10 protein-coding genes, 1 tRNA gene and 1 pseudogene are annotated in these 13,616 nt (G+C 56.9%); 8 read left to right on the top strand and 4 right to left on the bottom strand.

Features of this window, described 5'->3' with window-relative positions; genetic code table 11:
* Positions 1–9: 9 nt before the first annotated feature.
* Positions 10–312 (bottom strand): hypothetical protein, encoded by a 303-nt coding sequence (locus tag AAYR33_09595; protein ID XAO71206.1) that lies wholly within the window; start codon positions 310–312, stop codon positions 10–12.
* Between the two features lie 177 nt (positions 313–489).
* Positions 490–642, bottom strand: a complete 153-nt coding sequence (locus AAYR33_09600; protein ID XAO71207.1) for a hypothetical protein — start codon at positions 640–642, stop codon at positions 490–492.
* Between the two features lie 42 nt (positions 643–684).
* Here AAYR33_09600 and AAYR33_09605 point away from each other — a divergent pair, with 42 nt between their 5' ends.
* Positions 685–2,826, top strand: coding sequence for a protein-disulfide reductase DsbD domain-containing protein (locus tag AAYR33_09605; protein XAO71208.1), 2,142 nt, complete (start codon positions 685–687; stop codon positions 2,824–2,826).
* Positions 2,827–3,246: 420 nt separating this feature from the next.
* Here the strand turns inward: AAYR33_09605 and AAYR33_09610 are convergent, their stop codons facing one another.
* Positions 3,247–3,459 carry a fumarylacetoacetate hydrolase family protein gene (locus tag AAYR33_09610; protein ID XAO71209.1) on the bottom strand — a complete coding sequence of 71 codons (213 nt, stop codon included), beginning with the start codon at positions 3,457–3,459 and terminating at the stop codon, positions 3,247–3,249.
* A 73-nt stretch (positions 3,460–3,532) separates the two neighbouring features.
* Positions 3,533–6,469 carry an excinuclease ABC subunit UvrA gene (uvrA, locus tag AAYR33_09615; GenBank protein XAO71210.1) on the bottom strand — a complete coding sequence of 979 codons (2,937 nt, stop codon included), beginning with the start codon at positions 6,467–6,469 and terminating at the stop codon, positions 3,533–3,535.
* A 170-nt stretch (positions 6,470–6,639) separates the two neighbouring features.
* Between uvrA and ssb the strand changes: the two genes are divergently transcribed.
* From ssb to AAYR33_09650, 7 genes and pseudogenes are all read left to right on the top strand, one after another.
* Positions 6,640–7,143, top strand: coding sequence for a single-stranded DNA-binding protein (gene ssb, locus AAYR33_09620; protein ID XAO71211.1), 504 nt, complete (start codon positions 6,640–6,642; stop codon positions 7,141–7,143).
* 132 nt (positions 7,144–7,275) lie between these two features.
* On the top strand, positions 7,276–10,113 hold the full coding sequence (gyrA, locus tag AAYR33_09625) for a DNA gyrase subunit A (GenBank protein ID XAO72460.1): 2,838 nt from the start codon (positions 7,276–7,278) through the stop codon (positions 10,111–10,113).
* Positions 10,100–10,603 (top strand): pantetheine-phosphate adenylyltransferase, encoded by a 504-nt coding sequence (gene coaD, locus AAYR33_09630; GenBank protein XAO71212.1) that lies wholly within the window; start codon positions 10,100–10,102, stop codon positions 10,601–10,603. Before gyrA ends, coaD begins: the two co-directional genes overlap by 14 nt.
* A gap of 51 nt (positions 10,604–10,654) precedes the next feature.
* Positions 10,655–11,093 (top strand): annotated as a pseudogene (locus AAYR33_09635) (peptidylprolyl isomerase).
* A 69-nt stretch (positions 11,094–11,162) separates the two neighbouring features.
* Positions 11,163–11,238, top strand: a tRNA-Lys gene (locus tag AAYR33_09640).
* A gap of 764 nt (positions 11,239–12,002) precedes the next feature.
* A complete protein-coding gene (locus tag AAYR33_09645; protein ID XAO71213.1) occupies positions 12,003–12,581 on the top strand; it encodes a hypothetical protein in 579 nt (192 codons plus the stop codon).
* Positions 12,541–13,611, top strand: coding sequence for a hypothetical protein (locus tag AAYR33_09650; protein XAO71214.1), 1,071 nt, complete (start codon positions 12,541–12,543; stop codon positions 13,609–13,611). Before AAYR33_09645 ends, AAYR33_09650 begins: the two co-directional genes overlap by 41 nt.
* Positions 13,612–13,616: the final 5 nt, after the last annotated feature.

The raw sequence follows: 13,616 nt of genomic DNA on the forward strand, positions 1-13,616 counted from the left end.
AAGCCGCTTTCAGGAGGTCGTCTGGTGACTGGATGTCGCGCGCGACATGTTGCAGGGTAAGTGGAAATTCCCGCCCCCCCCGCAGGTGATCTGCGCGGCACGCATCAACTGGCTGAAAGCATCTCCCTCAAGCGAGGCGGACATGGCGATGATCCGCAAGGTCTCACGCAGGTTTCGCTGCGCCGAAAGGGCCAGTGCAAGCCCCGTATCAAGCTCCAGACTGCGTTCATGGACTTCATCGAAGATGACCGTGGCAACGCCTTCGAGAAACGGGTCGGTCAGCACGCGGCGGGGGAAGAGCCCCTCCGTCATGACTTCAATTTCTGTCTGCGGTGAGATGACGCGTTCAAGGCGCGTCGTGAAGCCGATTTTCCGCTGACAGCCTCACCGTAAAACGCAGCCATACGCTGCGCGGCCCCGCGTACTGCAACCCGGCGCGGGGGGCGATCAACCAGATTTTCCCTTCCCGCCAGGACGCGTTGAGTAGGCTCAGCGGCACAAGGGAGGTTTTGCCGGATCCGGGGGTGCTGACACGACGAGATTCTGCTGTCGCGCCGGCACCGCATCAATTTCAGGCAGGACCTCCCGGATGGGAAGAGATGCGGTTGCGGTCAGATTGGCGAAATCGGGAAATATGTACATAATATCGGCGTTGTTTTACGGTGCTGGATCCGGAGCGGAATGATGGTCACGTCCATAAAAATTTTCAAATTCTGGCTTCCGCTTATCGTGCTAGACCTGATTTTAACAGGCCAATCTCAAATCCAGCCCGCGCGTGCCGCTGTCAGTGTGCCCCTTCAATCAGCGCATGACACAGCGACGCTGATCACGGATCATGATGCTCTCGGACCGGATCAGACGCTCAACGCGGCCATCCGGCTTCAGCTTCAGCCCGGTTGGCACACATATTGGAAAAACCCGGGGGATGCTGGCGAGGCGACATCGCTTTCCGTATCCCTCAGCGGTGAGCGCAAAGGCAGGTCGGACCAGATTAAATGGCCGACCCCGGCAAAGATACCCGAGAGCGGCCTCATGGCCTATGGCTATGAGGGTGATGTCGTCCTGCCCGTGACTTTGCGGGCGTCGGGCGTTGGCCCGGCCACGTTACAGGCACATGCGGAATGGCTGGTCTGCGCCAATACATGCGTCCCGGAAAAAGGTGATTTCACCCTGACATTGCCCGCCGCGTCATCGGAGACGCCGGAGGGCCGGGAGGCGCCGCTTTTCCATCGCGCTGCGGCGCAGACGCCGCGCCCCTCTCCCTTTCAAGCAGGGTTTGATAAGGGCGGTAGATTGACTCTTCATGGTGAGGGGCTTGATGCCGCGCATGTGGCGTCAGCCTGGTTCATGCCGGATCGCCCGGGCGTCATTGACCAGCTGGCCGATCAAAATTTCAGGAAGTCCGGGGACAGTCTTGCCATCCATCTCACATGGGCCAAGTCTGTCCTCCCGCCTGCAGATTTGAGTGGCCTGGTTGTCCTCAAGGGATTGGACGGACGGCAACGCGCTTATGTGCTTGCGCATGTGCGTCCCTTCATTAATGGGATAAAAGGCGCGCCTGCCGCTGCCGATGAAGCGATGCCCTGGTTGAGGGCCATGATTTTTGCCTTCATAGCGGGGCTGATCCTCAATCTGATGCCCTGCGTTTTTCCCGTCCTCGCGATGAAAGCCCTTTCTCTCATCAAAATGGCGGGGGCCGCGCGTCATGCGCAACGGCAATCGGCATTATTTTACGCGGTTGGCGTGATTGGTGCTTTTCTCGCTCTGGCCGCTTTGACGCTTATCCTTCGGGCGGGTGGCACGCAGGTCGGGTGGGGTTTTCAGTTTCAATCGCGGCTTTTCGTCATCATGACAATGTGGCTTCTCTTCCTCCTCGCACTGAATCTTTTCAGCGTGTTTGAGATTACCCCCGGCGCGATAGATGTCGGTGCGATGACGCGTCTCGGCGCTTCCGGTGACATCATCGCCGGCGTGCTCGCTGTTATCCTTGCGACACCCTGCACCGCGCCCTTTATGGGGACGGCACTGGCGGTGGCGCTGACAGCCCCCTTCATGATTTCCATCGTGATTTTTGTCGCGATAGGGGTTGGTCTCGCCTGCCCTTATGTCTTGATTGCATGTTTCCCTGCTCTGGGGTGGTTTCTGCCACGCCCAGGGGCCTGGATGGCCGTCCTCAAACAGTTACTGGCTTTTCCGCTTTTGGCCTCCTGTGTCTGGCTGCTTTGGGTGGTAACCGTGCAGGGGGGCGCTTTCATGACGTTGCTGGCGACTTCCGGCGCTGTCACGCTTGGTCTCGCAGCCTGGCTTTACGGGATTTCCCAGCGTCAGAAAATCCGGGGCGCGCGGGGCCTCCGACGCGTCAATCTGATGATCGCGCTCATACTTGTGCTCGCCTCTATCATGGGCGTTGTCTGGATCATCCCGTCATCAGATCAGACTTCAGATGCTCAAGGCGTTGCAGCGCGCCAACAGTCGGGCGATGCTGGTTTCGACCGTCAAAAATGGTCGCCGGAAGTGCTGGCCGAAAAACACGCGGCGCAAAAGCCAGTCTTTGTCGATATGACAGCTTCCTGGTGCATCATCTGCCTTGTGAATGATCGTGTGGCGCTGTCCACTTCTTCCGTGCGGAAGGCCTTCGCGGCACGCGGTGTCACGATGCTGATCGGGGATTGGACAAATAAGGATGACCGCATCACAGCCTATCTGCGTCAATTCGGGCGCGATGGGGTGCCACTCTATGTTTATTACAAGCCGGGCGGAGTGGGGGTTGTGCTGCCGCAAATGCTGACGCCGGGTATCGTCATCAAAGCCATCTCGGATGCGTAGTAGCCCTGAAAATTGGCGGGTTTAAGCGGCAACTTTGTAATGGTCCATCTCCCGCCCCTCAATAAAGAGGGAGATATCATCGCCCTTCGCGAGGGGCCGACGCCAGACGGCGTCCCCGTGTAAATCAGGTCGCCCGCACGCAGGGTGCAATATTGGCTGATGAGAGAGATCAGGTGCGGGATCGGGTAAATCATGTCGTGCAGATGGCCGCTTTGACGGACCTTGCCATTCACCGTCATGGAGAAGGAAATATCCTCCGATAAGTTTGCGCGTTTGATGAAGTCTGAGCAGGTGGCCGCGCCTTTGAAGCCTTTCGATAACAGCCAGGGGAACTTCCTCTCCTTAAGTTCCGCCTGTAGGTCACGCGCCGTTAAATCCAGCCCGATGGCGATCTCGTCGAAGCAAGAGAGGGCTTCTATCTCATTGACTTCGTAAGCGTCTTTTTTTGAGTCGGATAATCAGCTCCGTCTCATGATGAAGTGAATTGGTAAAAGGCGGGATGACAATCCGGCCATTGGTCACAAGGGATGAGCAAGGCTTCATGAAGATGGCGGGTTGGTCGAAAGGCGTGTTGCCAAGTTCTCTAATGTGATCCGCATAATTCCGCCCGACGCAATAGATTGTAAAACTCATGGGATCCTCTTTTGTGGCGGGCGGGTCGGGCATTGTGATATGTCTTCATTGACCCTCGACCCATCCTGTCCGATTATTTTTCTTTTCCCTTGGCGAGTCTGGCCCGCTTTGGCTTGACCGATAGGGTACCTTTGCCCGCTGACGCCTTCCCCGACTGCAGCTTGAGAAGCGGCTTCAGGAATTGCCCTGTGTAACTCGCGGGTGCTTTGGCGATGTCTTCCGGCGTACCTTCCGCGACGATTTCACCGCCACCCTCTCCGCCTTTCGGGCCGATATCAATGACCCAATCCGCGGTTTTAATGAGGTCGAGATTATGCTCAATCACAATGACCGTATTACCCTGCGCGACAAGCCGGTGCAGGACTTCGAGCAGCTTCCGCACATCCTCCGTGTGCAGACCCGTTGTGGGCTCATCGAGGATATAGATGGTTTTGCCCGTGGCGCGCCTGGCCAACTCTTTCGATAATTTGACGCGCTGTGCCTCACCGCCTGAGAGGGTGGTGGCCTGCTGGCCAAGGGCGACATAACCAAGCCCGACTTCCTGCAGGATGGCGAGGCGGTCCCGGATACGTGGCACGGCGCTAAAAAAGGGCAAGGCCTCATCGACCGTCATATCCAGCACATCCGCGATGGATTTCCCGCGAAATTTTACTTCCAGCGTCTCGCGATTATAGCGTTTGCCTTTACAAACGTCACAGGTGACAAACATATCGGAGAGGAAGTGCATTTCGATTTTGAGGACGCCATCCCCCTGACATGCTTCGCAGCGTCCGCCTTTGACGTTGAAGGAAAAGCGCCCCGGTTTATATCCTCGCGCCTTCGACTCCGGTAATTCCGTGAACCAGTCGCGGATCGGCGCGAACAGATCCGTATAAGTAGCCGGGTTTGAGCGCGGTGTGCGCCCGATTGGGGACTGGTCGATTTCGATGATTTTATCGAGCTGATCCAACCCTTTAATGTCGCGATAGGGGAGCGGCATTTCATGCGCGCCGGAGAGGTCTCGCGCCAGAGCTTTATAGAGTGTTTCGATAATGAGGGATGATTTGCCACCCCCCGACACACCCGTTACAGCAATGAAACATCCCAGCGGAAAATGCGCTGAGACGTCTTTGAGATTATTGCCTGTCGCGCCCTCAAGAGTGAGCATGCGTTTTTTATCGATGGCGCGTCGCGCCGGAATGGGAATGGTGCGCCGACCGGAGAGATAGTCCCCCGTGATCGAATGCGGGTTTGCCTCGACCTCTGCCGGCGTGCCCTCCGCCACAACACTGCCGCCGAGGCGGCCCGCGCCGGGGCCCATATCGACAAGCCAGTCCGCCGCACGGATCGCATCCTCATCATGTTCCACGACGATGACGGTATTGCCGAGGGATTTGAGGCGGGTCAGCGTTTTCAGCAGGCGCTCATTATCACGCTGATGCAGGCCGATAGAGGGTTCATCCAGCACGTAAAGCACCCCGCTCAGCCCGGAGCCGATCTGGCTGGCCAGGCGGATGCGTTGACTTTCCCCCCCTGAGAGCGTGCCCGACATACGCGACAAAGTGAGGTAGTCGAGCCCGACATCCATCAGGAAGTGAAGGCGGCTCGTGATTTCCCGCAAGATACGGCGCGCGATCTCCGCTTTTTGCGGCGTTAATGTGGGTTCAATGGATGAGAACCAGTCGAGCGCGCGATGGATCGTCATCTCCGCCGCATCTGCGATGGTGGCCTTGTTGATCTTGACGCTCAATGCTTCCGGACGTAGCCGGGCGCCATGGCAGGCATGGCACGGCGCATCTGACTGATAGCGGGCGATTTCCTCCCGCACCCAGATGCTCTCCGACTCATTGAGGCGACGCGTGAGGTTTTTGATCACGCCATCAAAGGGTTTGACCAAATTATAGTCGCGTCGATCATCTTTGTAGGTGAAGGTGACGTTGTCATCCGTGCCGAAAAGCAGCGCATGACGGGTCTCTTCTTTTAACCGGGACCATGGCGTTGTCATCTTCTCACGGAAGTGTGCGGCGACGGCCTCCAGCGTCTGCTGATACCAGGGGGCTTTCGCGTCGCGCCAAGGCGCAATCGCCCCTTTCGAGAGGGAGCGCAACTCATCCGGCACGATCAGACGCGGGTCAAAATGGCGTTCAATCCCGATCCCTGCGCAGACGGGACATGCGCCTGTGGGGGCGTTGAAGGAAAAGAGCCGTGGCTCAATCTCCTCAATCGTAAAGCCGCTGACCGGGCAGGCGAAGCGCGCGGAAAATGTGATGCGCTCAGGCTTTCCCGTTTCACCATCACGCGGCGCGGGCAGGGCGTAGGCAATCCCGTCCGCGAGGGACAGAGCTGTTTCCAGACTGTCAGCGAGGCGGGTTTCAATGCCGGGTTTGACGATAATGCGGTCGACAACCACTTCAATCGTGTGACGCAATTTGCGATTAAGCTGCGGCGCCTCGGCAATCTCGTGGAGGCCACCATTGACCATGACACGGGTGAAGCCCTTGCGCTGAAGTTCAGCCAGCTCGTTTCGATATTCCCCTTTACGCTCCCGGATGACGGGTGCCAGCAACATGAAGCGCGTGCCCTCCGGCAGCTCCATAATCCGGTCGACCATCTGGCTGACTGTCTGCGCTTCAATCGGCAGACCGGTGGCGGGGGAATAGGGCACGCCGACACGCGCCCATAAAAGGCGCATGTAATCGTAGATTTCGGTGATGGTGCCGACGGTTGAGCGCGGATTTTTGGATGTGGTTTTCTGCTCAATCGAGATGGCGGGGGATAGGCCCTCGATTGAGTCGACATCCGGTTTGCCCACGAGTTCAAGGAATTGCCGCGCATAGGCTGAGAGGCTCTCAACATAGCGGCGCTGCCCCTCCGCATAGATTGTATCAAAAGCCAGTGAAGATTTGCCCGAGCCCGACAGGCCGGTAATGACTGTCAGACGGTCGCGCGGGATGTCAATATTGACCGCACGCAAATTATGTACACGGGCCCCACGAACGCGAATGGCCTGAAGCGGTTTAATGTCAGTCATCAAATGCGGTATTCCACCCGGAGAAGCTCTGTATGAAACATTAAAAACGCCCATTTCCTCAGGAGGATCAATAAATCTCTTATGCCCGCAATGGCGCGGCGGAGACGCGTGACTGTAACGGCGATGTGCGGTAAGCTGCGCCAGAATTTTTCAGACAAGGATCACGGCTCATGGCAGGAAGCGTCAATAAGGTTATTCTCATCGGCAATTTGGGGCGTGATCCGGAAATACGCAACTCTCAATCCGGCACGAAAATCGTCAATCTGACTGTCGCCACTTCCGAAAGCTGGAATGACCGCGCATCGGGTGAGCGGCGTGAGCGTACGGAGTGGCATCGTGTCGTGATCTTCAATGAGCGGCTTACGCCCCTTGCGGAGAGGTTTCTCCGCAAGGGGCGTAAGGTCTATATGGAAGGCCAGTTACAGACGCGTAAATGGACGGACCAATCCGGCATGGAGCGCTTCACGACGGAAGTCGTGCTTGATCGCTTCCGGGGGGAGCTTGTTTTGCTCGATGGCCGAAATGACGGGGGCGGTGCCGCGCCTTCCTATGATGATAACGAAATTGGCGGTGCCCCGCCGCGCTCGTCACCTGCGCCCACCGCGCGCCCCCAGGAGAGTCAGGGCGGGTGGGACAGCCAGTCCGGCAATCTGGATGACGAAATCCCGTTCTAATGCGTCAATCACCATGCTGGCCTTCTCTCGCGGGCCGCATGGACAGACTTTACAGACACTTCGCGCCTTGGCCGCTAATTAAATGGATCTCACTTGACTGACACGTTGACGCCCCCCACCCCATTCAATCAGATGCCGGTGACGATTGAGGAGGAGATGCGCACCTCCTACCTCGCTTATGCAATGTCGGTCATTGTTGCGCGCGCCTTGCCGGATGTGCGTGACGGCCTGAAACCTGTGCACCGCCGTATCCTTTACGGTATGCGTGAGAGCGGTTTTACCGCAGACAAACCCTATCGCAAATCGGCGCGCCCGGTCGGCGACGTCATGGGTAAATATCACCCGCATGGTGACAGTTCGATTTACGATGCGATGGTGCGCATGGCGCAGCCCTGGTCCATGCGTGTGCCCCTTATTGACGGACAGGGCAATTTCGGCTCGATCGATGGCGACAGCCCCGCAGCCATGCGTTACACCGAGGCGCGATTGGCGCGTTCCGCCTCGTATTTCCTCGATGATATTGATCGTGACACGGTGGATTTCCAGCCGAATTACGATGAGAGTGAGGTGGAGCCCAAGGTCCTCCCGGCAACCTTCCCCAATCTGCTGGTCAATGGCGCATCCGGTATCGCTGTGGGTATGGCGACGAATATCCCGACCCATAATCCCGGCGAGGTGATCGATGCCACGCTGGCCATGGTTGAAGATCCGGAAGTCACGCTGGACACGTTGATGGAGCTGATCCCGGGACCGGATTTCCCCACCGGAGGGATCATTATGGGGCGGCGCGGCATTCGTTTGGCTTTTGAGACGGGCCGCGGCTCCATCCCCGTCCGCGCCCGCGCGGAAATTGAGGAAATCCGCAAGGACCGTAAAGCCATCGTGGTGACGGAAATCCCCTATCAGGTCAATAAAGCCAGCTTGCAGGAAAAAATCGCTGATCTGACCCGGGCAAAGGAAATTGAGGGCATTGCGGACATAAGGGACGAGAGTGATCGTTCCGGAATGCGCATCGTCATTGAGCTCAAGCGCGATGCAACACCCGAAGTCGTCCTGAACCAGCTTTATCGCTTCACGCAATTACAAACGTCTTTTAGCGTCAATTGCCTCGCGCTCGATGGCGGTAAGCCGCGCACGATGGGTTTGATTGACGTCCTGAAAGCTTTCATCTCCTTCCGGGAAGATGTCATCCTTCGCCGGGCGCGGTTTGATCTGAATAAAACGCGTGATCGCGGACATTTACTGGTCGGGCTTGTCATTGCCGTGGCCAATATTGATGCTGTCATCGCCCTTATCCGCGCAGCGCCGGATGCGGCGACGGCGCGGGAACGCCTCATGTCGCAATCATGGGATGCCGCCGATGTCGCCGAGCTGATCGCGCTGATCCATGATGAGGGCAATGTCGTTCGCGACGGTAAAGTCAACCTGACCGAGGCGCAAGCGCGCGGCATTCTTGATCTGCGACTTCAGCGCCTCACCGGTCTGGAAAGTGAAAAGATCCACGCCGAGCTCGCCGATGTCGCGGAAAAAATCGGTGAGTTGCTCGAAATCATCGGCAGTCACATCCGGCGCATGGAAGTCATGCGGGAGGAGCTCCACGCGGCGCGCGCCGCGATCGTCTCGCCCCGTATGACGGAGATCTCCGACGCGTTGGGCGACCAGTCTGATGAAAGTCTGGTCGAGCCTGGCCAGATGGTGGTGACCATCACACGGGATGGCTTCATCAAGCGCACGCCGCTGGAGATCTTCCGTGCGCAGAATCGTGGTGGGCGTGGGCGCACGGCGGCGGGCCGTCGTGGAGATGATGTCATTATCCGCAGCTTCAATGCGCATACGCATCAGTGGGTCATGTTCTTCTCCTCCGGCGGAAAGGCCTATCGGGAGAAAGTCTGGCGCTTGCCGGAGGCGAGCCCGACGGCGAAAGGGCGCGCGCTCGTCAATCTTCTGCCCGATCTGGGCAGTGACAGCATCACGGCGGTCCTCCCTCTCCCCCAGGAGGAGGAACTCTGGACGGACCTGCACCTCGTTTTCGCGACCGCCAGTGGCGGTGTGCGGCGTAATCGCCTCAGTGATTTCAAAAACATCCGTGCATCGGGCCTGATCGCCATGAAGCTGGATCAAGGTGACTCGTTGATCGGGGTGGCGACCTGTTATGAAGGTCAGGATGTCTTCCTCGCCACGAAGAAGGCGCGTTGCATCCGCTTCCAGATCACTGACGAGATTTTGCGCGTCTTTGCCGGGCGCGGCAGTTCCGGCGTGCGGGGCATTCGCCTGGCTCCCGGGGATGAGGTGAATTCACTTTGTATCCTCGACCATGTGGATGCGTCCGTGGAGGAGCGCGCCATTTATCTGCGTATGGCGAATGCGAAACGTCGTCTGGAAGCGCAGATGGCGGAGGGGTCGGGTGAGGAGGATGGCGCGCCGGAAACCGAAATTGGCGTTGAAGAAGATGATGATATCAATGTCAGCCCGACCCATGATCTTTCCGCAGAACGTTTTAATGAACTCGAAGCGCAGGAGCAGATCCTGTTGACCGTCAGTGATGCCGGTTTCGGGCGGCGCTCCTCCGCCTATGATTATCGTGTGTCCGGACGCGGCGGGCAGGGCATCGCGAATATGACATTCAACAGCAGCCGGCGCGGGCGGGAGGTGGTTGCGACCCTCCCTATATTGCCCGGCATGGATGTCATGCTTGTGACGGATCTCGGTCGCCTCATTCGCCTGCCTGTCAAACAGGTGCGCATTATGGCGCGCCAGGCAGGCGGCGTGACGCTCTTCCGCATCGGAAAGGATGAGCAGGTGATGAGCGTCTTCCCTGTCATAGATGACGGTGATGACGGTCACGACCCTGATGAAGATGCGGACGGGGAAGCGTTGCACCCTGTCGAGGCCGCAACGTCAGCAAAGCCAAGTGAGAATGGCGCATCCGGCGAAGAAAATTCGGGTACGGATGATCATGTCGATGGGTAATCGCATCGGGTTTTACCCCGGCACATTTGACCCGATCACGCTCGGGCATCTCGATATTATCCGTCGCGCCTTGACCTTTATGGATAAGGTTATTATCGGTGTCGCGCCGAATTCGGGGAAAAGCCCGCTTTTGCCACTTGAGATGCGCCTGAATCTCGCATCTCAGGCCATCGCGGCCGCAAAAATTGATGTGGGGCGTGTGGAGATCGTCACATTTGACGGGCTGCTGGTCGATACCGTTGCGCGACATGGGGCGGGCGTTATCCTGCGGGGATTGCGATCCAACGCGGATTTCGATTATGAAGCGCAGCTGGCTGAGGCAAATCGGAAACTTCTGCCGACGGTGGAGACAGTTTTCATCTTGTCCGCTCCGGAAACACGCCTGACCGCGTCGCGCATCGTGCGGGAGATTGCGCGGCTTAAAGGGGATATCCACTCCTTCGTCCCTGAAATTGTGGCGGACGCGGTAAAGCAATTTCTGAAGGCGTAATGCCGCCATAGCGGTCACGCCGATCTGAAACACCCATTAAAAGGAAGAATTATGTCTGATCACGACAATATGCTTGAAATGTCGCTGAAATCCGGAAAGGTGACGATCCGGCTGCGGCCCGATCTGGCACCGCTCGCAGTTGCGCGACTGAAGGAGCTGTCCAGCCAGGGATTTTATGACGGCGTCAAATTTCACCGCGTCATTGAGGGTTTCATGGCGCAGGGGGGGCGACCCGACAGGCACCGGCTCGGGCGGGAGCGATCTGCCAGACTTAAAGGCGGAATTCACGCAGGAGGCGAAGTTTAAACGCGGCACGATCGGCATGGCGCGCACCATGAACCCGGATTCTGCCAATAGTCAGTTCTTTATTATATTCGAGCCTTCACCCCCGCTTGACGGGCAATATACAATTGTGGGTGAAGTCACGTCCGGCATGGTGACCGATCCCGACATCATCGTCTCAATGCGACCTGTATCCTCAAGCACTTAAATGATGCTCGAGCCCGCTACAGCAGCTTGACGCGAGGGCCCGAGTGCTGTAGCGAGGCACCACCAAAGTGAACCGGTAGCTCAGTCGGTAGAGCATTCGACTTTTAATCGAATGGTCGTGGGTTCGAATCCCACCCGGTTCACCAATTTTCCCACAAATCTTCAGCGCTTCGTCCATTTCTTTAAATGTGGCCAGGCTCTTAACGTGATGAAGCGTCGTCTAAAGGACGTAACGCGGAGCCATCCCGCAAATCACGACGCCTTCCCGTGGGATACAGAAGGTGATCTGAGTTGGCACAACCCGCCTTTTCAAACGTCTGGCCGCTACCTTCGAAACCCATGTAAATGTTGGGACGCGCGGTTGCGTGATGCTTGTGAGTGCCAAACTTTCCACACTGAACCGGCGACGCCCAACAACGTGGCATTTCACGGTTTCGCTCGTTTCGCGGGGAAATCCTAAGCGGCCTTTTAAGTCCCGTTTACCTCCGAATGATTTCGGGTAAGGCTCAAGTTTCTGGATAAAATCGATACAATATCGATCGCCATCAAGTCGCGGATATTTCAATAACAGCAACATGAGGCGGATTTTTCGCGTCTGAAACGACCACGCGCTCCGGGCGGAACCTGTTCTCGACTGCGTGCAAAATCAAAAATTAAATTTTAAGAGGTATAATTTCCGCATTTCGAGTGTAAGGACAATAATAATGAATAAAATCTTACATTTTCTGGCGGCGCTCTGGGCGTCGAATGCTTATACGCAAAGCACCGTCACACAAACCTCCGACCTCGAGGTCACATTTCCAAATCTTTCCACGCAAGGCGATGCGCCCGTTCTGTCGATCGGGGGAACGCAATCGAGCAATAGTGCCCCGGGCAGAATACGGACTCCTACACACCCCCTCACGCGCTTATGCTCGGGGGGCAACGTGTCGGCAGCCTCAATGCATCGACGGAAACGGACCGGCTCGGCTCCGGCGCGTCGATTGTTATTCGTGGAACGCCCGATGGCTTCATGGATATGAGGTGCCTGATCTGCACTGTTATGACGACTTATCCGGTATTTCAATCGAGGGCCGGTCTCAGCAGCAATCTTACAGACGTGTCCAATATCGGCGCGGATCCCTCCTACGATACAGTGGCGGAATATCTACAACCCGGCAGTGCCGAACCTGTGCTCGTTCTGGAAGATGTCACTTATGATGCGACGCATATCTATTTGCCGAAAGACCATTATCTGACGCCGCAGCAAATCGCGCGCATCCATCAAAATCAGTATATCGTCACCAATTCAATCACGTTGGATGTCGCAGCGCCGAAATTTCCGACGGATGACGGTCTCGTCAATCCGACATCGGGGAAAACCCTCGCCCCGGGTAATTACTATGTCTCCCTCGTCAATGATGTGGCGGAGGATGGGTCGTCCATTTCTGTTCAGGGCTGGGGCGTTCTTGGGCGGCAATTCATCCGGCCATCCCTGGAAAGCCGATGACGTGCCGACCACGACTTATGACACGGTGCGCAATAATTTCGGGAAGGTCGTCGCGATGATTGGTGCGCCGACCCAGGCAGGGGCCATCAATGTTTATGCGGCGTTCAACCCGACCGACAATTCGCATTCCATGATTGATCATGTCGGTGGCACGGAATTTGACATGCATTATATGGGCACGGCTTCAAATCAGGCGTCGATGACCGGTTTATTGATCTCTTATGATTGTCGTGGCGCCGCTGCGCCATCTTCCGGTGGTTGTTATCATCCTACCTATGACTCGTCAGCCATCCTGATCAACGGGCAAAATCTTCCCAATGGCATTCAGAATAATGTTTCGGGTTGGGCGAATGAGTATAAGGGTTATAATTTCTACATTCCCGGTTCGAAGGCGCCTGATCAGGGGAAGGGCAATCGTCATACTTCCTTTGAGAGCAGAACGCCAAGCATCGACGGGCATAACCTTGTCACGCGCGCCTGGACGGAACAGGTCACGGACGCTGACACGCCCAGCTGGACGGATTACCGGGTGAATTTCGGCCTCAATATTGATGGAGACCAATGGAACGCCATCCCTGATTCCGGCTCGGATATGGGTTTCATCTCCTTCAATTATAAGGTCGCCAATTTGGGTGGCGTCTGCCTCATCGGCAGTAACAGCGCCAGTCTCAATAAGGATTTTTCGGGTTTCTGCGTGCGGGCAGACGGGACGACGTGGTTCGGCAATTCGCTGGAATTACCGTCGGGCGTCAATATCGAGGCGCGGGCGACCGTCAATGGCGCGATCAATATTGGGGCTACGCTTTCCGGCAATAATCAGGGCGACTGGGTTGTCGGCACGCAAATATCGGGCGGCGCGAGTATCCGCGGCGTCAATGGTGTTTACGCAAAACAATATGTGGAGCAGTTTCAGACGCCTGAATCAGGGTCGGCCACGTGCACGGAGGAGCAATTCACGGATGACGCGAATTACCATTATGTCTGCGTCGGTAAAAATCACTGGCGTCGCGTCGCACTCAGCGATTTCTGAAAAAG

Source organism: Acetobacteraceae bacterium (assembly GCA_039613835.1).
Taxonomy (GTDB): Bacteria; Pseudomonadota; Alphaproteobacteria; order Acetobacterales; family Acetobacteraceae; genus Sorlinia.